Source organism: Phytohabitans kaempferiae, from assembly GCF_042433955.1.
GTDB classification, from domain to species: domain Bacteria; phylum Actinomycetota; class Actinomycetes; order Mycobacteriales; family Micromonosporaceae; genus Phytohabitans; species Phytohabitans kaempferiae.
Genome location: NZ_JBHLUH010000004.1, coordinates 171,295 through 193,598, shown reverse-complemented (window position 1 = coordinate 193,598; position 22,304 = coordinate 171,295). Strand labels below are relative to the sequence as shown.

The window sequence follows — 22,304 nt, the reverse complement described above, 5'->3', positions numbered from 1 at the left end:
CCGAGCGGGCCAGCGACGCGCCGGAGCAGGCGAACACCGCCGGTGGGCGTGCGGCACCAGCCAGCGGCGGATCGGGGCGCGGCTCAGTCGACCGGCAGGCGGTAGCCCCGCTTCACGACGGTCTGGACCACGCCGGGCGCGCCCAGCGCCGCGCGTAGACGGGCCACCGCCATCTCCACCGCGTGCTCGTCGGCGCCCCGCGGGAGGGTGCGCAGCAGGGCGGCCCGGGAGAGTACGCGGCCGGGGGTGGCGGCCAACGCGCGAAGTACCGACATCGGGGCCGGCGCCAGTGGACGTAGCTCGCCATCCACGACGGCGGCGTGGCCGCGGAGGGTGAGTACGTGGCCGGCGACCTTGAGGTTGACCGCGCGTTGGGGCAACTCGTCGACGAGGGTGCGGACCAGTGCGCCCAGCCGTGCGCGGGAGGGCGCGACCACCGGTACGCCGTGGCGGCGGAGCGGGGCGGCGGTGACCGGGCCGACACAGGCCGCGAGTACGTCCGACCGGAGCGCCTCCAGCACCGCGTCGCCGCCCGCCCCGGCCGCCCGTAGCAGCGCGCCCACGGCCGGTGCCGAGGTGAAGGTGACCGCGTCGACGAGCCGCCCGGTGACCAGGTCTACGAGGCGGTGCAGGGGAGCGGGGTCGGTGGGCGGCGCCCAGCGGTACACGGGCACCTCGATGACCGTCGCCCCGGCGGCTTCGAGGGCGGCGGTGCACTCGGGCTGCCGTTCCCCGTGCAGCTGCATGGCGACGATCTGGCCCTCGACCCCGCGGCGCTGAAGGTGCTCGATGACCTCGTCGCAGCTCTCGCCGGCCGGTGACCACTCGTCGTGCAGTCCGGCCGCACGGATGGCGCCACGGGCCTTGGGGCCGCGGGCGACGATGTATGCCTGGGCGAGCACACCGCGCAGCGGCTCGGCCAGCCCCCACCCCTCGGCCGCCTCGAGCCAGCCGCGCATACCGATGCCGGTGTTGGCCATCACCACGTCGGGCGGGCGCTCCAGGCAGGCTCGCGTGGCCGCGCGCAGCTCGGTGTCGTCGGCGAGCGGCACGATCCGCAGGGCCGGCGCGAGGACGACCCGCGCGCCCCGCCGCTCCAGCAGGGCGGCCAGCTCGTCGCGCCGCCGGTCGGCGGTCACTCCGACCGTGAAGCCGGACAGCTCCTCGCTCATCTGCGTCATCGCCTCGCCGCTGGCGCCCACGCGGCGCGAAGCGGGCTCATTAGCGCGCGCACACTTCGACCATGTCGCCGCGTACCCGTACCGGGAACGTGCGCACCGCCACGCCGGCCACGTCGAGGCACTCGCCGGTGCGCAGGTCGTACACCTCCTTGTGCAGCGGTGAGGCGACGGTCGGCACGTCGCCTCTGCTGCCGACGATGCCGCGGGACATCACGTTGGCGCCGGCGATCGGGTCGCGGTTGTCGATGGCGAAAAGCTGACCGTCGTACGTGCGGAAGATGGCGACCTGCGCGTCACCGACCAGCGCGGCGACCCCACGCTCCGGCTCCACGTGCCGCTGTGGACAGATCTTTTCCCAACGCGCCGTCAGAGTGTCCGTCATTGGCGTACTCCCATGGTCGGTAGACCGAGCGCCACGGGTCGGCGCTCGCCCAGTGCCGGGACCGGCTGCCCCCGCTCCACCTCGAAGGTGATCGAGGGGTCGGGGGTGTCCGGTGCGTTGACGAAGGAGGTGAACCGGCGCACGCGCTCCGGGTCGTCGACGGTGGCGCGCCACTCGTCCTCGTACGACTCGACGTGGCGGCCCATGGCGGCGTCGAGCTCGGCGCAGAGCCCCAGCGAGTCGTCGACGACGACCGCGCGCAGGTGGTCGAGGCCGCCGTCCATCGCCTCGATCCACGCGGCGGTGCGTTGCAGCCGGTCTGCCGTGCGGATGTAGAACATGAGGAACCGGTCGACGTAGCGCACCAGGTCCTCAGTGGACAGATCCCTGGCGAAGAGGTCGGCGTGCCGGGGGCGGAAGCCGCCGTTGCCTCCGACATATAGGTTCCACCCCTGGTCGGTGGCGATGATGCCGAAATCCTTGCTCCGCGCCTCGGCGCACTCCCGCGCGCACCCCGAGACCGCCGACTTGATTTTGTGCGGCGCCCGCAGCCCGCGGTAGCGCAGCTCCAACGCCACCGCGAGCCCGACCGAGTCCTGCACCCCGTATCGGCACCAGGTGGAGCCGACGCAGGACTTGACCGTGCGCAACGCCTTCCCGTACGCGTGTCCGGACTCGAAGCCCGCGTCGACCAGCCGGCGCCAGATCTGTGGGAGCTGCTCGACCCGCGCGCCGAACAGGTCGATCCGCTGTCCGCCGGTGATTTTCGTGTACAGGTTGAAGTCGCGTGCCACCTCACCGATCACGATGAGCTTTTCGGGCGTGATCTCGCCGCCGGGGATGCGCGGCACCACGGAGTACGTGCCGTCGCGCTGGATGTTGGCCAGGAAGTGGTCGTTGGTGTCCTGGAGCGTGGCCTGCTCGCCGTCGAGCACGTAGCCGTTGCCCAGTGAGGCGAGGATCGAGGCCACGGCCGGCTTGCAGATGTCGCAGCCGCGCCCACGCCCGTGCTCCGCCACGAGCTGCGAGAACGTGCGGATGCCGCGGACCCGGACGATCTCGAAGAGCTCCTGCCGGCTGTGCTCGAAGTGCTCGCACAGAGCCTTCGAGAGCTGCACGCCGGAGACGGCCAGCAACTGCTTGAGCATCGGTACGCAGGAGCCGCAACTCGTGCCCGCGCGCGTGCACGCCTTGATCGCCGGTACGTCGGTGCAGCCCTCGTGGATCGCCCCGACGATCTGGTCCTTGGTCACGGCGTTGCACGAGCAGACCTGCGCGCCACCGGGCAGCGCGGCGATCCCGGCGCCCGTGCCGCTCCCGTCGGACTCCGGTGCCAGCAGCGCGAGCGGCGGACCGGGCAGCGCCCCGCCCACGCTGGCCCTGAGCGTCGGATAGGCCGAGGCGTCGCCGACAAGTACGCCGCCGAGCAGCGTCTTGGCGTCGTCGGAGAGCACCAGCTTGGCGTAGACGCGCGTGGCCGGGTCGGTGTACGTGACGTCGAGGCAGCCCTCGGTCGCGCCGTGCGCGTCGCCGAACGAGGCGACGTCGACGCCGAGCAGCTTGAGCTTGGTGGACATGTCGGCGCCGGGGAACGTGGCCGCCCCGCCGAGCAGCCGGTCGGCCACCACCTCGGCCATCGCGTAGCCGGGCGCGACCAGCCCGTAGCAGAGCCCCTCGACCGCCGCGCACTCGCCGATCGCCCAGATGCGCTCGTCGGAGGTACGGCACGCGGTGTCGACCAGGATGCCGCCGCGCTCGCCCACGTCGAGGCCGGCCGCGCGGGCCACGTCGTCGCGGGGGCGGATGCCGGCCGCGACCACCACGAGGTCGGCCTGGACCCAGGAGCCGTCAGACAGCACCAGCCCGTGCACGGTCCCACCTTCGGCGCTGGCTGAGCGGCCGGAGGAACCATCGACCCGCGGCCGGATCGCGGTCGTCGCGATGCCGGTGTGCACCTTGACATCGAGGTCTTCCACGTAGCGCCGCAGCATCGCGCCGCCCGCCTCGTCGACCTGCGCCGGCATCAGCCGCGGCGCGAACTCCACCACGTGCGTGGAGAGCCCCAGCAGCCGCAGCGCGTTGGCGGCCTCCAGCCCGAGGAGGCCACCACCGATCACCGCGCCGGTGCGCCGCCCCTTGGCGTGGTCGCGGATCGCCTCCAGGTCGTCGAGCGTGCGGTAGACGAAGACCCCGCGCAGGTCGGCACCGTCGACCGGCGGGACGAAGGGGTAGGAGCCGGTGGCGAAGACCAGGGCGTCGTACGGGTACTCGCCGCCGCCCGTGACCGCGACCCGCCGCTCCCGGTCGACCCGTACGACCGGGTCGCCGAGCCGCAGGTCGACGCCGTCGTCGGGCGTGTGCAGGCTCAGTTCCTCGGCCGAAACCCCGTCGAAGAAGGCGGATAGCCGCACCCGGTCGTACGCCGCGCGCCCCTCCTCGGCCAGCACGGTGACCCGCCACTCGCCACTCGCGTCGCGCGACCGCAACGCCTCCACGAACCGCTGGCCGACCATGCCGTTACCGACGACGACGAGCTGCCTCACTCTGCCTCCCGGTTCGCTCGCTCGTGCGGCGCTGAAGGCGACGCCTTCCCTCGCGTCCCCGAAAGACCACCCCACGAAAACGCTCCGCTGCGCTCCACGTTTACGCGGGGACCACGGACCCCGACCGCGTCGGCGGGACCGCTCAGTCCAGACGCCGCCGCGCCAACTCGCTCGCTCACGCCGCAACCTCCGCTGCCGCCGCCGGGGCGTCCACTGTGGAGAGCCAATCGACGATGCCCTCGACCGCGTCGCGGCAGGTGCCGCAGCCGGTCGTCGCCCGGGTCGCGGCGACCACGTCGTCGACGGACCGCGCACCGGCGCGCCAGCAGCGCACGAGTGCTCCCTTGCTGACGGTGTTGCACTGGCAGACCGTGGCCGCGTCGGGCATCAGCGCCGGCGACTCCGCCTGGGTCGCGGCCGGCACTCCGATCGCCCGGCCGAGCAGCAGCGCCCGCCGGTCGGCGGGGACAGGCGTGCCGCGGTCGAAGAGCTGGATCACCGTGCCAACCGCCGGGTTGTCACCGAGCATGATGGCGCCGGTGAGCCGCTCGCCGATGATGGTCAGCTTGGCGTACGTGCCGCGGGCCGGGTCGGCGAAGCTCAGCTCCTCGGCGTCCTCAGCCGGCGCGAAGGTACCCATGGCGGCGAGGTCGATGCCCGCGGCCTTGAGTCGCGTCACCACCGGAAGCGGCCGGTAGCGGGCGAGAGGGTCCTCCCCGCCGAGCACGCGCGCGACGGTCCGGGCCTGCTCCCACGCCGGCGCGACGAGGCCGCTGACCACGCCCTCGTGCTGTGCGCAGTCGCCGATCGCGGAGATGTTGCGGTCGCTGGTGCGCAGGTGGTCGTCGACCACGACGCCGCGCTCGACGGCGAGCCCGGCGTCGCTGGCGAGCGCGGTCTCCGGGCGTACGCCGCAGGCCAGCACGAGCAGGTCGGCGCGGAGCTCGCGGCCGTCGGCGAGGCCGAGCGTCACCCCGTCGGCGTCGGCGGCGACGGACGAGGCCATCGCGTCGAGGTGGGCGGCGATGCCGAGGCCGGCCAGCGTGCGCACGAGGACCGCGCTCGCGCCCGGGTCGAGCTGGCGCTCCATGAGGTGGCCGACCGCGTGCACGACCTCCGTGGCGATGCCGCGCGCGGCCAGGCCGCGCGCCGCTTCGAGACCGAGCAGACCCCCACCGAGTACGAGCGCGGTGCGCGCCCCCGAGGCGGTCGCGAGGATGCGGCGGCAGTCGTCGAGCGTGCGGAACACCGCGACCCGCTCGGGCAGGCGCTCACGGTCGAGCCCGGACAGCGGCGGGATGAGCGCGCGGCTGCCGGTGGCGAGCACCAGATGGTCGTACTCGATGCGGTCGCCGGCGGTGGTGGTGACCACGCGGGCAGCCCGGTCGATCGCGCTGACCGTGACGCCTGGGCGCAGGTCGATGCCATGCCCGGCGGCCTCGGTGATCTCCACGTCGCGCTCGCGCACCTTGCCGGCGAGCACGCTCGACAGCATGATCCGGTTGTACGCCCGGTGCGGCTCGGCGCCGAGCACCGTGACCTTGAGGTGCGGGGCGCGGTCACGCAGCTCCGCGGCGAGCCGGGAGCCGGCCATGCCGTATCCGATGATGACGACGTTCATGCTGCTCGTACCTTCACCGCGCACACCTTGAACTCCGGCATTCGAGACGTCGGGTCGAGGGCGTCGCTCGTCAGTGAGTTGGCCCGGGCCATGCCGCCCCAGTGGAACGGCGCGAAGACGGTGTCCGGCCGGATCGTCTCGGTCAGGCGGGCGGGCGCCCGCATCTCACCGCGCCGGCTGGTGACGACGACCTCGTCGCCGGCCTCGATCCCGAGGCGCGCGGCCAGATCGGGGTGAAGCTCCACGAACGCGCTCGGCGCGCTGCGCCGCAGCGGCTCTATCCGCCGGGTCTGCGCGCCGGACTGGTACTGCGCGAGGAGCCGCCCAGTGGTGAGGTAGAGCGGGAACTCCGCGTCGACCTCCTCGGCCGCCGGCCGGTGCTCGACCGGCAGGAAGCGGGCCCGCCCGTCGGGCGTGGGGAAGGTGTCGAGGAAAAGCCGCGGCGTGCCCGGCCGGTCCACCGATGGGCACGGCCAGAAAACGCCGTCCTCGGCATCGACCCGCTCCCATGTCACGCCTGCGTAGTCCGCCGTACCCCCGGCAGAAGCACGCCGCAGCTCCTCGAACACAGCTCGCGGCTCGGTGGTGAACCGCGCGCCGGCGCCGAGCCGGGAGGCCAGCTCGGCAATCACCGCCAGATCCGTCCTCACATCTGGCGGTGGCTCGCGGAGGGCGTGGCGCCGCAGCACGCGGCCCTCCAGGTTGGTCATCGTCCCCTCCTCCTCGGCCCACTGGGCGGTGGGCAGCACCACGTCGGCGAGCGCCGCGGTCTCGGAGAGCACGAAGTCGGAGACGACCAGCAGGTCGAGATCGCGCAGCCGGCTCTCCACGCGGGCCGCGCGGGGCGCGGAGACGACCGGGTTGGAGCCGAAGACCAGCAGCGCCCGCATCTCGTCGCCGGTCAGCAGCTCGTACGCCGACGGGCCGGGGCCGGGCAGGTCGTCGGGGTCGATGCCCCAGACACCGGCCACGTGCGCGCGGGCCGCCGGGTCGTCGATTTTGCGGTATCCGGGGAGCTGGTCCGCCTTCTGGCCATGCTCGCGCCCGCCCTGCCCGTTGCCCTGGCCGGTGAGGCAGCCGTAGCCGGACCCCGGCCGTCCGGGCAGGCCGAGCGCGAGCGCCAGGTTGATGAACGCGGTGACCGTGTCGACGCCTTTGGCATGCTGCTCGGCGCCGCGCGCGGTCAGGATGATCGCCTTCTCCGCGGTGCCGAGCGCGCGGGCGGCCGCCTCCAGATCGGAGACGGGCACGCCGGTCATCCGCTCGACTCGGGCCGGCCAGTAGCTGGCGACCGTGCGCCGTACCTCGTCGAAGCCGGTGGTGCGGGCCGCCACGTACGCCTCGTCGATCCAGCCCTCGCCGAGCGCGATGTGCAGCAGCGCGTTGGCCAGGGCCAGGTCGGTGCCGGGCATCGGCTGGAGGTGGAGCGTCGCCTGCCGGGCGGTGGCGGTGGCCCGCGGGTCGATCACGATCAGCGTGCCGCCGCGCGCCTTCTGCTCGGTGAGGTAGCGCGCGAAGGGCGGCATCGTCTCCGCGACATTGGCCCCGACGAGCACGAGCGTGTCCGCCTCGCCGATGTCGGCGAGCGGAAAGGGGAGGCCCCGGTCGACGCCGAAGGCGCGCATGCCCGCCGCGGCGGCGGACGACATGCAGAAGCGGCCGTTGTAGTCGATGTTCTTCGAGCGGAGTGCCACGCGGGCGAACTTGCCCAGCGCGTACGCCTTCTCATTGGTCAGGCCGCCCCCGCCGAAGACCGCCACCGCGTCCCGCCCGTGCGCCGCCTGCGTGGCGAGGATGCCGGCGGTGACCCGGTCGAGCGCCTCCTCCCACGTGGCCGGGCGCAGCTCGCCGCCCGCCCGGACCAGCGGGGAGGTCAGCCGCTCGGGGTGGTCGAGCAGCTCGGCCGCGGTCCAGCCCTTTTGGCACAGGCCGCCGCGGTTGGTGGGAAACTCGCGCGCGGCGACCTCGACGTGACCCTCCGGCGCCGCCCGGAGGGTCATGCCGCATTGAAGCGCGCAGTACGGACAGTGAGTGGCGACCTCGCGGATCGCTATCAGACTCTCCGTCGCGCCTGCCATGCCGGAAAGCGTGCCGAGGGGCCGTTTCGCAGCCGGGTCCCGATTGTTTCGGGCCTGCTAAGAGGCGTTCACTCCACCGCCTGGAAGAGGGACAGGTGGTGGGGCCTGGCCCTAGAGCCGGGCCTGCGCGGCCACGTGCACATCCAGCATGGTGATCAGACGGGCGGTCACCTGGCGTGCCTCCAGGTGCAGGCGGGCGATGTTGAGCCCCTCACCGCCCAGCACCGCGAGCAGTGCGGCGTCGCCCACGGCGTACACCGAGAAGTAGCCCCGGTGGCTGCGGACGGTGGACTCGCGGAAGGGCCCTTGGCGCAGCGCCAGCCCCGTCTGCCGCCCGAGCCCGAACGTCGCCGCGGCGAGCGCCGCCAGGTCGTGCGGCTCCGGGCCGCTGCTCAGATCGTGCAGGATCAGCAGCCCGTCGACGCCGGCGATGACCGATCCCACCACCCCGCTCACCGCCTGCTTGAGCGACGCCATCTCGGCGTACGCCGCCCCGTACGCCTCCTCCGCGGAGGTCTCCGCCATGGCTTTTTCTACCTTCCCCTCAGCGTCACATGAGCCGGTGCAGGCCGTCCCGCACCCGCTCCACCGTCCGGCCGTCCGACTCGAACGGCTGCCCCGCGAACCTGGCGAACCAGGAGGGCGTGTCGCCGCCATCCTGGGGCTCGTGCCGGTCCCACGGGCCGGTGGTCGAGGGCGTGCGCCGGGGCAGTACCCCGTCCTCCCTCGGTGCCGGCGTCTCCGGAGCCTCCTCCAAGAACTCCGGGATGCCGGTCGGCTCCGGACCGCCCGGCGCGGGTGCCCCGCCGAGCAGGTCTCGGAACTCCCGGCGGGCCATGGCCAGGTTGGCCACCCGCCGGTCCAGCAGCAGGTGGGCGACGTACCCACCGGCGTACCCTCCTGCGACGACCCGCAGCACGTGGAACCAGCTGTGGCTGGTCACCAGCAGGTCGTCCATCGCCATGTCCGCGTCGGTCAGCCGGACCAGCTCCGCCGCGGTCTCGACCATCGCGGCCGCCATCTCGGCGACGCTCTCCCGTTCAGGGAACGGCTGCAAGGTCTCCGACCGGACCGGCTTCCGCGTGTCGATGGCGGTCACGGTCACGGCACGCGCACCGGTTATGCGTAGCGCGTCCCCCCAGACGACGTCGTCGATCGACATGACCTACGGCCGCCTCGCCGAGGCATCAGCCACTGAGGCCGGTGTCCAGGCCCCGCATGACGAGTCGGGCCTGGGCGAACAACATGCCTATGTTGACCGACCTCCGGCAGACGACCACGGCTACCATGTCGTCCGTCACCGTGCTGCGCATGAACAGGTGGACCAGGTTTTCGCTGTTGACCAGGATCTCCCGGAAGTAGTGCCCGTCCTTCTCGACGCCGCGCCGCTTCTTGAACATGTCCTCGATCATCACGACGTTGCGACCCTGGAACATGTCGAATGTCGCGGCGGCGAGCAGGTCGAGCACCTCGGAGGGGTGCGAATCGACCGTGTCGACGGCGAGGAGCATGCCGGTCGACATGTCCACAACACCGGCGGCGACGCAGTCGGGCACGGTCTGCCGGAAGTTCCGTACGACGTTGGTGACCACCTGGCTGATGCTGACCTCGGTCATCGGCTCAGATCTCGATCGTGGACTCGATCAGGCGCAACTGGTGCCGTGCCAGGCCGAGGTTGGCCCGGGACTTGTTCAGCGCCAGGTAGATGAACAGGCCCTTGCCGGCCCGCGAGCTGAGCGGGCGGATCAGGTGGTACTGCGTGTCCAGCGTGATCAGGATGTCCTCGATCGAGTCTTCGATCTTGAGCATTTCGAGCGTGCGCATCTTCGCCCGGACCACGTCGGTGTTGCCCGCCGCGGCCATCGCGAGGTCGAGCTCCGGGGAGCCGCCGGCGACGCCGAGCGTCATGCCGCTGGAGTAGTCGACGAGCGCGACGCCGATCGCGCCCTCGATGCTCATAGCGTCCTTCAGGGCCGTGTCCAATGCAGCCATGGTTCATTGCCTCCGATGATTTGAGAATGTGGGCGTCACCGCGGCCCCGGCGGGGGTGGTTCGGGATTTGCAACGGGGCGGCGGTCGGCCTGACGCCAGTTCCATCCGGAGGCTCGCACGGTGATCGGCCCGCCGCACCAACCTCGCCGAATACTGACTGAGCAGTCAGCCAAGGCTTAGCCGAGCACTGAAAATTCGCCCATCACGATGGGTTGCGTGACGGCTCAAGGTGCTGTAGTGGCCTATGTGACGGGAGTCATGCTTAGTCCCGCATGGCCGTTATCGATGGGAGCGTACCCATCGGCGATGGGCGCCGGAGGGCGTACAAGCTGGATGGCGCCTGGTCATACCGCGGGTATGCTCGGCCGCATGACCAAGAAGGTGACCCTGTCGTTCCCCGACGACACGATCGAAGAGGCGCGGCGGTTCGCCAAACGTGAGGGCATGACACTCTCCGCCTGGATGGACCAGGCCGCCCGGGAGAAGGCACTGCGCGAGGTGTTCGCCGAGCACGCCGCCGCGGTGCGGCGCGCCGGTTTCGACCTCGAGGCCGCCGCGCTGGCCGACGAGCGCGAGGTGGCGATGGTGGACGCAGCGATCTTCCGTGCTGCGTAGGGGCGAGATCTGGCGCGTCGAGGGGGCCCGCGAGCGGCTGGGCCTGGTGATCAGCTCAGACGTCTACAACAGCACCGACGTGCCCATCGTCCTCGTCGCCGAGGTGGTCGAGGAGGAGTTGCTGCGCGACTCCCCGCTCGCCGTCTCCATGGGGCAGTACGTGGTGATGCCCGACCGGCTCTCGTCGCCGATGAAGAAGTGGTTCACCGAGTGTGTGGACTACGCCGACACCGACACGATGCAGCGGGTCTCCCGCGCGCTCCGCATCATCCAGGACATCTGATGACCCCGACCGGGGCGACCCCACGCGGGGGCCGCCCCGGTCTCCGGGAGCGGGTCAGATGGACGCGTGGGCCAGGCTCGGCACCTGGCCGACGAGGACGCGGCGGCGCAGGTAGCACCACCAGGTGACGGCGAGGCAGGCGGCGTACATGACGCCAAACCAGGTGAACGCCGTCGAGATCCCGCCGGTCGCCGTGTACGAGTCGCTGATCGCCCGCGGCAGGTAGAAGCCGCCCATGGCGCCGATCGCGCCGGCGATGCCGAGCGTCGCCGCAGACTCGCGCTTGGCGATCGTCAGGTCCGGCGACTTCGCCGCGAAGATCGCCGGGATCATCCGGTACGTCGAGCCGTTGCCCGCGCCGGCGGCCGTGAAGAGCAGCCAGAACGAGGCCAGGAACAGGCCCATGCTCCGGCTGCCGGCCGCGGTGACCACGCCGTACGAGCCCAGGGCCATGAGCATGAAGCAGACGGCGGTGACCCGGGCTCCGCCGATCCGGTCGGAGAGCCAGCCGCCGAAGGGCCGGGCCAGCGAGCCGATCAGTGGCCCGGTGAACGCGAGCGTGATCGAGGCCGCCCCCAGGTGCGCCGTGGGCGCGTCCGGAAACTGGAGCTTGAGCACCAGCGGGAACGCCGCGGAGTAGCCGAGGAACGAGCCGAACGTACCGATGTACAGGAACGACATGACCCAGGTGTGCGGCCGTTTGACGGTGGCGAACTGGGCCCGGAACGGCGTCCTCGCCACGGCGAGGTTGTTCATGAACAGGTACGCCCCCACGGCCGCCGCCAGCACCAGCGGGACCCACATCAGGCCGCCGTACACCAGGCCGCCGGCGATGACGAGGGGTACGAACAGTTGCATCGTGCTGATGCCGATGTTGCCGCCGGCGGCGTTGAGGCCGAGTGCCGCGCCCTTCTTCCGCTCCGGGTAGAAGAAGGAGATGTTGGTCATCGAGGAGGCGAAGTTGCCGCCCCCGAAGCCGGCCGTGGCGGCGCAGACGAGCACGACCCAGTAGGGCGGCCGGGCGGTCACCGCGTACATCAGGCCGGCGAGCGGGATGAGCAGCAGCAGCGCGCTGATCACGGTCCAGGTGCGCCCCCCGAAGCGGGTGACCGCGAAGGTGTACGGGATCCGCATCAGCGCGCCGATGAGGTTGGGGAGCGCGACGAGCCAGAAGCGCTGGTCCACGGAGTACGGGAAGAGGGCCTGCGGGAGCGCCACGACCACGACGCTCCAGATGGTCCAGACGGAGAAACCGAGGTGTTCCGCGAAGATCGAGAACACGAGGTTGCGCCGGGCGACGGGGCGGCCGGTCGTGGCCCAGAACTCCTCGTTCTCCGGCTCCCAGTGGGTGAGCCACCGGCCCTTACCGGCCGGGGCAGCCGCGGCGGCGGCCACGGTGGGGGTCAGTGTCGTACTCATGTCGGGCAAGCTAAGGAGGAGACTTTGCCGTGCGGTTCCGCTCGGCGTACCCCGGCGGTAAAGCGCGTCGCACCACGACGGCGGCCGGCGTTGTGAGGATGGCCATGGGGAAGGGGCCGCTTTGACCCTGACGCCGCCGACCGGGTATCGTTGCCTGCTGTTGTGCTAATGCCGGACGCGCTGCCGCTGAGCGGCGGCCTCGGCGTGCGCCCCCAGACCGACGACGAGACAAGGTAAACCTGTGCGTACGTACAGCCCGAAGCCGGGTGAGATCGAGCGTCAGTGGCACGTTATCGACGCCTCTGATGTCGTGCTGGGCCGTCTGGCGACCCACGCCGCCACGCTGCTGCGCGGCAAGCACAAGCCGACCTTCGCGCCGCACGTCGACACCGGTGACTTCGTGGTGATCGTCAATGCCGGCAAGGTCGCGCTGACCGGCAACAAGCGGCAGACCAAGGTCGCCTACCGCCACTCCGGCTACCCGGGCGGCCTCAAGCAGGTGGGCTACGACGAGCTGCTCACCAAGCGCCCCGAGCGGGCCGTGGAGCTGGCTGTCCGCGGCATGCTCCCGCACAACCGCCTGGGCCGAAAGCTGATCAAGAAGCTCAAGGTCTACGCCGGCGCCGAGCACCCGCACGGCGCACAGCAGCCGGTGCCGTTCGAGATCAAGCAGATCGCGCAGTGAGCGCGGGCGAAGGAACAAGCATGACCGACACCATCGTCCCGACCCCGGCGCCGCCGGCCGTCGAGACCGCCCCGGTGCCCGCCGCCCGCGTGCCCCGCGGTGACCGTCCCATCCAGACCGTGGGCCGCCGCAAGGAGGCCATCGTCCGGGTGCGCATCGTGCCCGGCACCGGCAAGATCACCTGCAACGGTCGCGAGCTTGAGGACTACTTCCCGAGCAAGGTGCACCAGCAGCTGATCCGCGAGCCGCTGGTGACCGCGGAGAAGGTGGAGACCTTCGACGTGATCGCCAACCTGCGCGGTGGCGGCATCACCGGTCAGGCCGGCGCGCTGCGGCTGGGCATCGCCCGCGCGCTCTGCGCCAACGACCTCGATGACCGCCCGGCGCTGAAGAAGGCCGGCTTCCTCACCCGTGACGCGCGCGTCAAGGAGAGCAAGAAGTACGGTCTCAAGAAGGCCCGCAAGGCTCCTCAGTACTCCAAGCGCTGACGCGTTTTGCACTGCTGAAAGACGGCCGGGCTGCCCTGTGTAAAAGTGGGGCGGCACCGGCCGTTCTCATGCTTCCGGGAAGTGGGGCTCATGGCTCGTCTCTTCGGCACCGATGGCGTACGCGGCCGGGCCAATGCCGACCTCACGCCCGAGCTGGCGATGGCGGTGGCGGTGGCCGCCGCACGCACTCTCGCCGAGTCCGACCGCAGCCATCCGCCGCTCGCGGTCGTCGGCCGTGACCCGCGGGCCAGCGGCGAGATGCTGGAGGCGGCGGTCGTGGCGGGCCTGGCCAGCGCGGGGGCCAACGTGGTGCGTGTGGGAGTGCTCCCCACGCCCGGCGTGGCGTTCCTGGTCGGCGAGGCCAAGGCCGATCTGGGCGTGATGCTTTCCGCCTCGCACAACCCGATGCCCGACAACGGCATCAAGCTCTTCGCCGCCGGTGGTCACAAGCTCCCTGACGAGGTCGAGCACAAGATCGAGACGGCGATCGAGGCGGGCATCTCCTGGACCCGCCCCACCGGGCCGGGCATCGGGCGGGTGCACGACCTGCTCGACGGCGCCGAGCACTACGTGCAGCACCTGGTCAGCACAGTCCCGCACCGGCTCGAGGGGATTCGCGTCGTGGTCGACTGCGCCAACGGCGCGGCCTCCGACGTCGCGCCGCTGGCCTACCGCGAGGCCGGCGCCGAGGTCATCGCGATCCACGCCGAGCCCGACGGGCTCAACATCAACGACGGCTGCGGCTCGACCCACCTGGAGCCGATCAAGGCGGCCGTCCGCGCGCACGGGGCCCACCTCGGCATCGCGCACGACGGCGACGCCGACCGCTGCCTGGCGGTGACCGCCGACGGCGACGAGGTCGACGGCGACCAGATCATGGCGATCCTCGCGCTGTCCATGCGGGAGAGCGGCGCGCTGACCTCGGACACGCTGGTCGCCACCGTGATGAGCAACCTCGGCCTCCGCCTGGCGATGTCCCAGGAGGGCATCCGCATGGTCGAGACCAAGGTCGGCGACCGCTACGTGCTGGAGGAGCTGCGCGCCTCCGCCCTCGCGCTCGGCGGCGAGCAGAGCGGGCACATCGTGATGCCGGCGTACGCGACCACCGGCGACGGCGTCCTCACCGGCCTGCACCTCATGTCCCGCATGGCTGCCACCGGCCGTAGCCTCGCCGATCTCGCGTCGGTGGTCACCAAGCTGCCCCAGGTGCTGGTCAACGTGCCGGTCGGCGACCGCGCGGCGGGGGCCACCGCGGCTCCCGTACTCGCCGCGACCGCCGAGGCGGAGGCGGAGCTGGGCGAGACCGGGCGCGTGCTGCTCCGCCCCTCCGGCACCGAGCCGCTGGTCCGCGTCATGGTCGAGGCGGCGACGGTGGAGACCGCCCGCTCGGTGGCCGAGCGGATCGCCGCGGCCGTGCGCGCCGCCAGCCCGGCCTGACCGAGGCTATCCGCGCAGGCGGCGCACCGCCTCGTCGATGACCTCCGGGCGCTTGCAGAAGGCAAACCGGACCAGCCGCTTGCCCGCCTCCGGGTCGTCGTAGAACACCTCGGTCGGCACGGCGGCCACGCCGCAACGCTCTGGCAGCGTGCGGCAGAACTCCATGCCGTCGGTCCCGCCCAGCGGGGTGATGTCGGTGGTCACGAAGTAGGTGCCCTCGGAGGGCAGCACGCGGAAGCCGGCGTCGCCGAGCCCGGCGACGAGCTGGTCGCGCCGCGCCTCGAGCCCGGCCCGAAAGCCCTCGTAGTAGCTGTCCGGCAGGCCGAGCGCCACCGCGACGGCGGGCTGGAAGGGGGCGCCGTTGACGTACGTCAGGAACTGCTTGACCCGGGTCACGGCGGTGACCAGCTCGGCCGGCCCGCTCGCCCAGCCGACCTTCCAGCCGGTGCAGGAGAAGGTCTTGCCGGCCGAGGAGATGCGTACGGTGCGCTCCCGCATGCCGGGCAGCGTGGCGAGCGGGACGTGCACGTCGGCGGCGTCGGAGAAGACCAGGTGCTCGTACACCTCGTCGGTCACCGCGTACGCCCCGTACTCCTGGCACAGCTCGGCGACCTGGGCCAGCTCGGCCCGCGTGAAGACCTTGCCGGTGGGGTTGTGCGGGGAGTTGAGCAGCACCAGCCTGGTGCGCGGCCCGAACGCGGCGCGCAGCTCGTCGGGGTCGAAGCCGTATCGCCCACCGGCCGAGGGGCGGAGCGTGACCGGCCGGCGCACGGCACCGGCGAGCGCGATCGAGGCCGCGTACGAGTCGTAGTAGGGCTCGAAGCACACCACCTCGTCGCCCGGCTCGCAGAGCCCGAGGATGGTGGCCGCCACCGCTTCGGTCGCGCCGGCGGTGACCAGCACCTCGCCGTCCGGGTCGTAGGCGAGGCCCCAGAAGCGGCGCTGGTGCTCGGCGACCGCCGCCCGCAGCGCGGGGATGCCGGGGCCCGGAGGGTACTGGTTGTGGCCCGTGCGCAGCGCCTCGGCGGCCGCCTCCAGCATCTCCGGCGGCCCGTCGGTGTCCGGGAAGCCCTGGCCCAGGTTTACCGCGCCGGTCCGCACGGCCAGCGCGGACATCTCGGCGAAGATCGTCGTGCCGAAGGGCCGCATCCGGCGCACGCCGGGATCGGTGTCGGTCGCGGTGGGGCTGCTCATTCGATCAGCGTAGTAGGGCGTCCCGGCGCACCGGTGCGCCCGCGGTGGGCGCCGGGACCGGCGGTGCGGTAGCGGGCCGGTCGTAGCTCGCCGGCCGGTGAGCGTTCCACATTGGAGCAACGGTGGGGTGGAGGCTGGCCTGACCGCGAGCCTCGACCAGGTGTCGTCGGGGTCCTACCGGCGAGGTGAGCGTCGGGGGCGGGCCTGTGCCGCGCGTGACCGCGGAAGGTGAGGCCGCGGGAGCGGCGGTCGGGACCACGGCGGACGTCGCGGTAGCCCGGATCTGTCTGTCGAAACCGCGTCGCTAGAGGATCAGTTTGTTGCAGGTGACGGTCGCGTACGTGCCGGTCGCCGTCTTCTTGGCGACCTCCTCGCCGTCGATCGTGATCCGGCACTCGATGCTGCCGGTGCCGCCGCCGCTCCGGATCGCGGTCACCGTGACCAGGGCCGCGCCGCTGTCCAGCGTCTGCTCCTTGCGCCACGGCAGGTCGGTGTCGCTGGCCCGCTCTGGTGTGAGGCCGTCCTCCTTCAGGAAGACGATGCTCACCGGTCCGTCGCCGGTGACCTCGTAAACGACCTTGCCGCCGCTGTTTCCGTCGTTGTCGGAGTCTGACCCGTTGTCGTCGTCGTCGCCGGCCTCGGGCGTGGTCTGCTCCGGCCGTGGCGTCGCCGGGTCGGTGGTGCGGTCTGTGGCGACCGTGCCGGGGTCTTCGGAGCGGTTGACCAGCAGTACGCCGGCGGTGGCTGTGCCCCCCAGCAACAGCACGGCCAGCACGATCACGACGGCGAGGATCGGCCCGTTCGACCGTTTCGGTGGCGGCGCCGGTGGACCGAGGTAGGTGGGGTAGGGCGTGGTCGGCGGCGACGAGGACGGCGCTTTCGCACCGGGCTGCTGCTCGTACGGCGGCGGGTAGGTCATCGAGCGTTATCCCCCCGGATAGAGACTGCGCCAGTCACGGTGTTCCACGATGGCCCCGGCCGGCAAGTCCGGTGTCCGATTCTTCCTGCGATTCCCGCAAACGCTCATGTCGGATGAGCGATTCCGGGACTTTCGAGCAGGCATGGTGAGCGAAAGTGGGTTACGCTGCAGGCCATGTGTGGAATCGTGGGCTACGTCGGCGCCCGGCCGGCGCTGGGCATCGTGCTGGATGGGCTGCGCCGGCTGGAATACCGCGGCTACGACTCGGCGGGCGTCGCGGTGGTGGCCGGTGACCGCCTGCTGACCGAAAAGCGTGCCGGCAAGCTGGCCAACCTGGAGAAGATCCTGGCCGAGGCGCCCACCGACGGCATGGGCGACGGCGCCACCGCCATCGGTCACACGCGCTGGGCGACCCACGGTGGTCCCACCGACCGCAACGCGCACCCCCATCTCTCCCGCGACGGGCGGGTCGCCGTGATCCACAACGGCATCATCGAAAACTTCGCCAAGCTCCGCGCCGAGCTGGAGGCGGAGGGCGTCGAGTTCGGCAGCGACACCGACACCGAGTGCGCGGCCCACCTGCTCGCCGCCGAGCTGGCCGGCGAGCCCACGCCGAGTCCGGAGGCGCTGGCCGCCGCGATGCGCCGGGTCTGCCAGCGGCTCGAGGGGGCGTTCACGCTGCTCGCCGTCGACTCCGCGGTGCCCGGCGCGGTGGTCGGCGCCCGGCGTAACTCGCCGCTGGTGGTGGGGCGCGGCATCGGCGAAAACTACCTGGCCAGCGACGTGTCCGCGTTCATCGAGCACACGCGTGACGCGGTCGAGCTGGGGCAGGACCAGGTGGTGCTCATCACGCCCGAGGGCATCGAGATCACCGACTTCGCCGGCCAGCCCGCGAGCGGCAAAGACTTCCACATCGACTGGGATGCCTCGGCCGCGGAAAAGGGCGGCTACGACTACTTCATGCTGAAGGAGATCGCCGAGCAGCCTCAGGCGGTCGCCGACACGCTGCTCGGCCGGCTCAAGGAAAACGGCGAGATCGTGCTCGACGAGGTGCGCCTCACCGACCAGGATCTGCGCGACGTCGACAAGATCTTCATCGTCGCCTGCGGCACGGCCTACCATTCCGGGCTCGTCGCGAAGTACGCGATCGAGCACTGGACGCGTATCCCCTGCGAGGTGGAGCTGGCCAGCGAGTTCCGCTACCGCGACCCGGTGCTCGACCGGTCCACGCTGGTGGTGGCGATCAGCCAGTCCGGCGAGACGATGGACACGCTGATGGCGCTCCGCCACGCCAAGGAGCAAAAGGCGCGCGTGCTGGCGATCTGCAACACCAACGGCTCCACGATCCCGCGCGAGTCCGACGCCGTGCTCTACACGCACGCCGGCCCGGAGATCGCGGTCGCCTCGACCAAGGCGTTCCTGACCCAGCTCGTCGCCTGCTACCTCGTGGGGCTGCACCTGGCCCAGGTGCGCGGGATCAAGTACGCCGACGAGGTCGCCGCGGTCGTCGCCCAGCTCCAGGAGATGCCGGGCAAGCTCCAGGAGGTGCTGGCCACGATGGAGCCGGTGCGGGAGTTGGCCCGGGCGCTCGCGGAGGCGAAGAGCGTGCTGTTCATCGGCCGCCACGTGGGCTACCCCGTGGCGCTGGAGGGCGCGCTCAAGCTCAAGGAGCTGGCCTACATGCACGCCGAGGGCTTCGCGGCCGGCGAGCTCAAGCACGGCCCGATCGCGCTGATCGACGAAGGCTGCCCGGTGGTGTGCGTGGTGCCCTCTCCGGCTGGGCGCGGCGTGCTGCACGACAAGATCGTTTCCAACATCCAGGAGGTACGGGCCAGGGGCGCCCGCACGATCGTGATCGCCGAGGAGGGCGACGAGGCGGTCGTGCCGTACGCCGATCACCTCGTGCGGGTGCCGCGCACGCCGACGCTCCTCGCCCCACTCGTCACCACCGTGCCACTCCAGGTGCTGGCCTGCGAGATCGCCGCCGCCCGCGGGCACGACGTCGACCAGCCCCGCAACCTCGCCAAGTCGGTGACCGTCGAGTAGGCGCCACACCTTTAGGGTTGGCGGCGTGATTGTGGCTGTCGGCATCGACGTCGTGCTGGTCGAGCGGTTCACCGGCGCTCTCGCCCGCACCCCACTGCTCGCCGACCGGCTCTTCACGGAGGCGGAGCGATACACGGCGTCGGGCAATCCGCGTTCGCCCGAGTCGCTCGCCGCCCGCTTCGCCGCCAAGGAGGCGGTGGCCAAGGCGCTCGGCGCCCCGGTCGGGCTGCGGTGGCACGACTGCGAGATCGTCACCGACCCCGACGGGCGCCCGTGGCTGACCGTCTCCGGCACGGTCGCCGCGGCGGCCACCGAGCGGGGGGTCACCCGCTGGCATCTCTCGTTGTCGCACGACGGGGGCATCGCATCCGCCATGGTGGTAGCGGAGCGGCTGGCGGAAGGGGTGGCGTCCCAATGAGCGAGCGCAGCGAGCGAATCATCAGGCTCAGCGCGTGTGGAGCCTCATGTCCGCCCGCAGCGAAGCGAGGACGGGCATGAGCGAGCCTGGCGGGCGGTGCCCCCTGACCGTGGCGGTGGCGCCGTGAGGCGGGCCTGGCGGGTCAGCGATGTGCGGGCCGCCGAGGAAGCGTTGATGCGCACCGTGCCCGAGGGCGTGCTCATGCGCCGGGCGGCCGCCGGGCTGGCCCGCCGCTGCGCGCTGCTGCTCGCCGAGCGCGGCGGTGTGTACGGCGCCCGCGTGCTCCTGCTGGTCGGCGCGGGCAACAACGGTGGCGACGCGCTCTACGCGGGCGCTTCCCTGGCCCGCCGGGGTGCGGCCGTACGCGCGCTGCTGCTCGTGCCCGAGCGGGTCCACGAGGGCGGGCTCGCCGCGCTGCGGGCCGCGGGCGGGCGGGTCGTCGACGCCGTGCCGCGCGACCTCGACCTCGCCGTCGACGGCATCGTGGGGCTGGGCGGCTCGGGCGGCCTGCGCCCCGCCGCCGAGGCCGCCGTACGGCTGTTGAACGCCCGGGGTACCACGATCGTGGCGGTCGACATCCCGAGCGGTGTCGACGTCGACACCGGCGGGCTGACCGGGCCGGCGGTGCGGGCCGACGTGACCGTGACGTTCGGCTGCCTCAAGCCGGCGCTGGTGGTGGGGCCCGCTGCCCCGTGCGCCGGCGAGGTGGAACTGGTCGACATCGGGCTCGGGCCGTGGCTGCGGGCGGACGCGGCGCTGGCCGTACCGGAGTGGTCGGACATCGTGGAGTGGTGGCCGCGCCTCGAAGCGGCCTCGGAGAAGTACTCGCGTGGCGTGGTGGGCATCGCGACCGGCTCGGCGACCTACCCGGGTGCCGCGGTCCTCTCGGTGAGCGGCGCGCTGGCCGGCCCGGCGGGCATGGTGCGGTACGCGGGCGGTGCCGCCGGACACGTGCTGCGCGAGCACCCCTCGGTGATCGCCACCAAGCGGGTCGCCGACGCGGGCCGCGTGCAGGCCTGGGTCTGCGGCTCCGGCCTGGGCACGGACGAGGCCGCCGCCACCGAGCTGCGTACGGTCCTGGCCACCTCACTGCCGGTCGTGCTCGACGCGGACGCGCTGACGCTGCTGGTCAACGGCTCGATGGCCGACCAGTTGCGCAGGCGCGACGCGCCGATCGTGGTGACCCCGCACGACCGCGAGTTCGCCAGGCTGGCCGGCGGCGAGCCGGGCGACGACCGCGTGGGCGCGGCGCTCCGCCTCGCCTCCTGGATGAACGCGGTCGTGCTGCTCAAGGGCGACCGCACGATCATCGCCACGCCGTCGGGCCGGGCCTGGGCCAACCCGACCGGCACGCCCGTGCTGGCCACCGGCGGCACCGGCGACGTGCTGGCCGGGCTGCTCGGCTCGCTGCTCGCGGCCCGCCTGTCGCCGGAGCGGGCGGCGGTCGCGGCCGCGTACCTGCACGGGCTGGCCGGACGGGAGGCGGCCCGGCGCGGCCCGGTGACCGCTCCCGACGTCGCCACGGCGTTGCGCGACGTGGTGCCGGCTTCGGTCTGAGCGCGACCGCGCTACTTGCGCAGCGCGTACTCGGCGACCTCGCCGAAGTCGATGAACACGCAGGTCTCATCGCCGACCACCTCGGCGTCGTGGCCGGGCGGGATCGCGACCACCTCGCCCGGCGCCATCTCCCGCTCGCTGCCGTCGCTCATCGTCACTCGCATCCGGCCCTCCAGGCAGTAGCCGAGGTGCGACACCTGGCACAGCTCGGTCTCGGCGATGGGCTTGACGTCACGGGACCACCGCCACCCCGGCTGGAAGTGGCCCCTGGCCACCGGCTGGCCGCCGACCATCACGACGTCGGCCCAGCCGTTTGCCTCGAACGTGCGGGTCTCGTCCGCCTTGTCAAAGCTCTTGATCTCGATGCCGTTCATCAGTGGAACCAACCCCCTAGAAACGCGTCTCGCAGCCTTCTGTGCTGCGGTTACCCCGCTCGCGAGGTTCGACTCAGCTCTGCGGTCGGCAACCGACCGGCTACGGGAGGGCGGACTCCGACGGTGGGCGGCGGGCGCTCGGCGGGCGGACCACCGTCGCCTCGGTCTCCTTGGAGAGGTAGTGCGGCCGGCGCTTGGCCTCGTAGTAGAGGCGGCCGATGTATTCGCCGATGATGCCGAGGATCATCATCTGGATGCCGCCCAGCCCGATGACGCTGACGATGATCGTGGTGTAACCGGGCATGTCGATGCCGCGCACGATCGCGCTGATCACGACCCAGGTCATGTAGGCCACGGCGAGCACGGTCAGCGTCAGCCCGGCGTAGATCGCCAGGCGCAGCGGCCGGTTGTTGAACGACAGCAGCCCGTCGAGCGCGTAGTTGAAGAGCTTGCCGAAGGTCCACTTGCTCTGGCCGCCCTGCCGCGCCTCGTTGGTGTAGGCGAACGCGACGGTGTTGAAGCCGATCCAGGAGAAGAGGCCCTTGGAGAACCGGTTGTACTCCGGCAGCGAGAGCACCGCGTCGACCGCCCGCCGGGAGAGCAGCCGGAAGTCGCCCGCGCCGTCGGTGAGCCGCACGTCGACCAGGCGGTTGATCATGCGGTAGAAGGCGCGCGAGGCGACCGTGCGAAAGAAGTGGTCGCCGCGGCGGTCGCGGCAGGCGATGACCTGGTCGTATCCCTGCTCGAAAAGCTCGATCATGCGGGGCAGCAGGTGTGGCGGATGCTGGAGGTCGGCATCCATGATCACGACTGCGTCGCCGCTCGCCCGCTCGAGGCCGGCGAGCATGGCCGCCTCCTTGCCGAAGTTGCGGCTCAGCGACGTGTACTTGACCGACCCGTCCCGCGCGGCCAGCCCGCGGAGCGCCACCAGCGTGCCGTCGTCGCTGCCGTCATCGACGTACACAATTTCGATCTCAGCGGACAACGCCGAGGTGGCGGCCGTGACCGCGGCGTGGAGCCGCTCAACGGACGCCTCCTCGTTGAAGCACGGCACCACAACGGACAGGCGCAT

Annotated in this window: 22 protein-coding genes; 8 read left to right on the top strand and 14 right to left on the bottom strand. The window is 71.9% G+C overall.

Going from position 1 to position 22,304, the window contains the following annotated elements; all coding sequences use genetic code 11:
* Positions 1-83 precede the first annotated feature (83 nt).
* The 9 genes from ACFFIA_RS01990 to ACFFIA_RS01950 form a co-directional block, all read right to left on the bottom strand.
* On the bottom strand, positions 84-1,172 hold the full coding sequence (locus ACFFIA_RS01990; protein WP_377245660.1) for a uroporphyrinogen-III synthase: 1,089 nt from the start codon (positions 1,170-1,172) through the stop codon (positions 84-86).
* A 49-nt stretch (positions 1,173-1,221) separates the two neighbouring features.
* Positions 1,222-1,563, bottom strand: coding sequence for a nitrite reductase small subunit NirD (nirD, locus tag ACFFIA_RS01985; RefSeq protein WP_377244340.1), 342 nt, complete (start codon positions 1,561-1,563; stop codon positions 1,222-1,224).
* Entirely contained in the window at positions 1,560-4,106 is a 2,547-nt protein-coding gene (nirB, locus tag ACFFIA_RS01980) for a nitrite reductase large subunit NirB (protein WP_377244337.1), read from the bottom strand. The genes nirD and nirB overlap by 4 nt, the downstream gene beginning before the upstream one ends.
* A gap of 175 nt (positions 4,107-4,281) precedes the next feature.
* Entirely contained in the window at positions 4,282-5,727 is a 1,446-nt protein-coding gene (locus tag ACFFIA_RS01975) for an FAD-dependent oxidoreductase (protein ID WP_377244334.1), read from the bottom strand.
* Complete coding sequence (locus ACFFIA_RS01970) at positions 5,724-7,805, bottom strand: molybdopterin oxidoreductase family protein (protein ID WP_377244331.1); 2,082 nt, start codon at positions 7,803-7,805, stop codon at positions 5,724-5,726. Before ACFFIA_RS01970 ends, ACFFIA_RS01975 begins: the two co-directional genes overlap by 4 nt.
* A 111-nt stretch (positions 7,806-7,916) precedes the next feature.
* Positions 7,917-8,330 (bottom strand): roadblock/LC7 domain-containing protein, encoded by a 414-nt coding sequence (locus ACFFIA_RS01965; protein WP_377244328.1) that lies wholly within the window; start codon positions 8,328-8,330, stop codon positions 7,917-7,919.
* Positions 8,331-8,355: 25 nt separating this feature from the next.
* A complete protein-coding gene (locus ACFFIA_RS01960; RefSeq protein ID WP_377244325.1) occupies positions 8,356-8,967 on the bottom strand; it encodes a hypothetical protein in 612 nt (203 codons plus the stop codon).
* Between the two features lie 25 nt (positions 8,968-8,992).
* Entirely contained in the window at positions 8,993-9,421 is a 429-nt protein-coding gene (locus ACFFIA_RS01955; protein ID WP_377244322.1) for a hypothetical protein, read from the bottom strand.
* 4 nt (positions 9,422-9,425) lie between these two features.
* On the bottom strand, positions 9,426-9,797 hold the full coding sequence (locus ACFFIA_RS01950; protein WP_377244319.1) for a hypothetical protein: 372 nt from the start codon (positions 9,795-9,797) through the stop codon (positions 9,426-9,428).
* Between the two features lie 369 nt (positions 9,798-10,166).
* Between ACFFIA_RS01950 and ACFFIA_RS01945 the strand changes: the two genes are divergently transcribed.
* Together ACFFIA_RS01945 and ACFFIA_RS01940 are read left to right on the top strand one after the other, a co-directional pair.
* Positions 10,167-10,412, top strand: a complete 246-nt coding sequence (locus tag ACFFIA_RS01945) for a DUF6364 family protein (RefSeq protein ID WP_377244316.1) — start codon at positions 10,167-10,169, stop codon at positions 10,410-10,412.
* The gene (locus ACFFIA_RS01940) at positions 10,402-10,695 is read left to right on the top strand and encodes a type II toxin-antitoxin system PemK/MazF family toxin (RefSeq protein ID WP_377244313.1); all 294 of its coding nucleotides are present in this window, start codon (positions 10,402-10,404) and stop codon (positions 10,693-10,695) included. Before ACFFIA_RS01945 ends, ACFFIA_RS01940 begins: the two co-directional genes overlap by 11 nt.
* Before the next feature lie 54 nt (positions 10,696-10,749).
* Here ACFFIA_RS01940 and ACFFIA_RS01935 read toward each other — a convergent pair whose 3' ends face one another.
* The gene (locus ACFFIA_RS01935) at positions 10,750-12,114 is read right to left on the bottom strand and encodes an MFS transporter (protein ID WP_377244310.1); all 1,365 of its coding nucleotides are present in this window, start codon (positions 12,112-12,114) and stop codon (positions 10,750-10,752) included.
* 241 nt (positions 12,115-12,355) lie between these two features.
* Here ACFFIA_RS01935 and rplM point away from each other — a divergent pair, with 241 nt between their 5' ends.
* The 3 genes from rplM (at position 12,356) to glmM (ending at position 14,724) form a co-directional block, all read left to right on the top strand.
* The gene (rplM, locus tag ACFFIA_RS01930; protein WP_377244308.1) at positions 12,356-12,799 is read left to right on the top strand and encodes a 50S ribosomal protein L13; all 444 of its coding nucleotides are present in this window, start codon (positions 12,356-12,358) and stop codon (positions 12,797-12,799) included.
* A gap of 20 nt (positions 12,800-12,819) precedes the next feature.
* Positions 12,820-13,287: a 30S ribosomal protein S9 gene (gene rpsI, locus ACFFIA_RS01925; protein ID WP_377244305.1), complete on the top strand. Its 468-nt coding sequence runs from the start codon at positions 12,820-12,822 to the stop codon at positions 13,285-13,287.
* 90 nt (positions 13,288-13,377) lie between these two features.
* A complete protein-coding gene (gene glmM / locus ACFFIA_RS01920) occupies positions 13,378-14,724 on the top strand; it encodes a phosphoglucosamine mutase (RefSeq protein WP_377244302.1) in 1,347 nt (448 codons plus the stop codon).
* Positions 14,725-14,730: 6 nt separating this feature from the next.
* Here glmM and ACFFIA_RS01915 read toward each other — a convergent pair whose 3' ends face one another.
* Together ACFFIA_RS01915 and ACFFIA_RS01910 are read right to left on the bottom strand one after the other, a co-directional pair.
* Positions 14,731-15,918: a pyridoxal phosphate-dependent aminotransferase gene (locus tag ACFFIA_RS01915; RefSeq protein ID WP_377244299.1), complete on the bottom strand. Its 1,188-nt coding sequence runs from the start codon at positions 15,916-15,918 to the stop codon at positions 14,731-14,733.
* A 304-nt stretch (positions 15,919-16,222) separates the two neighbouring features.
* The gene (locus ACFFIA_RS01910; protein ID WP_377244296.1) at positions 16,223-16,837 is read right to left on the bottom strand and encodes an MmpS family transport accessory protein; all 615 of its coding nucleotides are present in this window, start codon (positions 16,835-16,837) and stop codon (positions 16,223-16,225) included.
* Positions 16,838-17,011: 174 nt separating this feature from the next.
* Here ACFFIA_RS01910 and glmS point away from each other — a divergent pair, with 174 nt between their 5' ends.
* From glmS to ACFFIA_RS01895, 3 genes are all read left to right on the top strand, one after another.
* The gene (gene glmS, locus ACFFIA_RS01905) at positions 17,012-18,883 is read left to right on the top strand and encodes a glutamine--fructose-6-phosphate transaminase (isomerizing) (RefSeq protein ID WP_377244293.1); all 1,872 of its coding nucleotides are present in this window, start codon (positions 17,012-17,014) and stop codon (positions 18,881-18,883) included.
* Positions 18,884-18,908: 25 nt separating this feature from the next.
* Entirely contained in the window at positions 18,909-19,301 is a 393-nt protein-coding gene (locus ACFFIA_RS01900; RefSeq protein ID WP_377244290.1) for a holo-ACP synthase, read from the top strand.
* A gap of 123 nt (positions 19,302-19,424) precedes the next feature.
* A complete protein-coding gene (locus tag ACFFIA_RS01895; RefSeq protein ID WP_377244287.1) occupies positions 19,425-20,858 on the top strand; it encodes an NAD(P)H-hydrate dehydratase in 1,434 nt (477 codons plus the stop codon).
* An 11-nt stretch (positions 20,859-20,869) separates the two neighbouring features.
* Here the strand turns inward: ACFFIA_RS01895 and ACFFIA_RS01890 are convergent, their stop codons facing one another.
* Positions 20,870-21,232: a cupin domain-containing protein gene (locus ACFFIA_RS01890; RefSeq protein WP_377244284.1), complete on the bottom strand. Its 363-nt coding sequence runs from the start codon at positions 21,230-21,232 to the stop codon at positions 20,870-20,872.
* Positions 21,233-21,332: 100 nt separating this feature from the next.
* The gene (locus ACFFIA_RS01885) at positions 21,333-22,304 is read right to left on the bottom strand and encodes a glycosyltransferase family 2 protein (RefSeq protein ID WP_377244281.1); all 972 of its coding nucleotides are present in this window, start codon (positions 22,302-22,304) and stop codon (positions 21,333-21,335) included.

Coding starts and splice junctions, on each gene's coding strand:
- ACFFIA_RS01990 (WP_377245660.1), bottom strand. CDS start 1,172: ATGAGCGAGGAGCTGTCCGGCTTCACGGTCGGAGTGACCGCCGACCGG.
- nirD (WP_377244340.1), bottom strand. CDS start 1,563: ATGACGGACACTCTGACGGCGCGTTGGGAAAAGATCTGTCCACAGCGG.
- ACFFIA_RS01975 (WP_377244334.1), bottom strand. CDS start 5,727: ATGAACGTCGTCATCATCGGATACGGCATGGCCGGCTCCCGGCTCGCC.
- ACFFIA_RS01970 (WP_377244331.1), bottom strand. CDS start 7,805: ATGGCAGGCGCGACGGAGAGTCTGATAGCGATCCGCGAGGTCGCCACT.
- ACFFIA_RS01965 (WP_377244328.1), bottom strand. CDS start 8,330: ATGGCGGAGACCTCCGCGGAGGAGGCGTACGGGGCGGCGTACGCCGAG.
- ACFFIA_RS01960 (WP_377244325.1), bottom strand. CDS start 8,967: ATGTCGATCGACGACGTCGTCTGGGGGGACGCGCTACGCATAACCGGT.
- ACFFIA_RS01955 (WP_377244322.1), bottom strand. CDS start 9,421: ATGACCGAGGTCAGCATCAGCCAGGTGGTCACCAACGTCGTACGGAAC.
- ACFFIA_RS01950 (WP_377244319.1), bottom strand. CDS start 9,797: ATGGCTGCATTGGACACGGCCCTGAAGGACGCTATGAGCATCGAGGGC.
- ACFFIA_RS01945 (WP_377244316.1), top strand. CDS start 10,167: ATGACCAAGAAGGTGACCCTGTCGTTCCCCGACGACACGATCGAAGAG.
- ACFFIA_RS01935 (WP_377244310.1), bottom strand. CDS start 12,114: ATGAGTACGACACTGACCCCCACCGTGGCCGCCGCCGCGGCTGCCCCG.
- rpsI (WP_377244305.1), top strand. CDS start 12,820: ATGACCGACACCATCGTCCCGACCCCGGCGCCGCCGGCCGTCGAGACC.
- glmM (WP_377244302.1), top strand. CDS start 13,378: ATGGCTCGTCTCTTCGGCACCGATGGCGTACGCGGCCGGGCCAATGCC.
- ACFFIA_RS01915 (WP_377244299.1), bottom strand. CDS start 15,918: ATGAGCAGCCCCACCGCGACCGACACCGATCCCGGCGTGCGCCGGATG.
- ACFFIA_RS01910 (WP_377244296.1), bottom strand. CDS start 16,837: ATGACCTACCCGCCGCCGTACGAGCAGCAGCCCGGTGCGAAAGCGCCG.
- glmS (WP_377244293.1), top strand. CDS start 17,012: ATGTGTGGAATCGTGGGCTACGTCGGCGCCCGGCCGGCGCTGGGCATC.
- ACFFIA_RS01890 (WP_377244284.1), bottom strand. CDS start 21,232: ATGAACGGCATCGAGATCAAGAGCTTTGACAAGGCGGACGAGACCCGC.
- ACFFIA_RS01885 (WP_377244281.1), bottom strand. CDS start 22,304: ATGCGCCTGTCCGTTGTGGTGCCGTGCTTCAACGAGGAGGCGTCCGTT.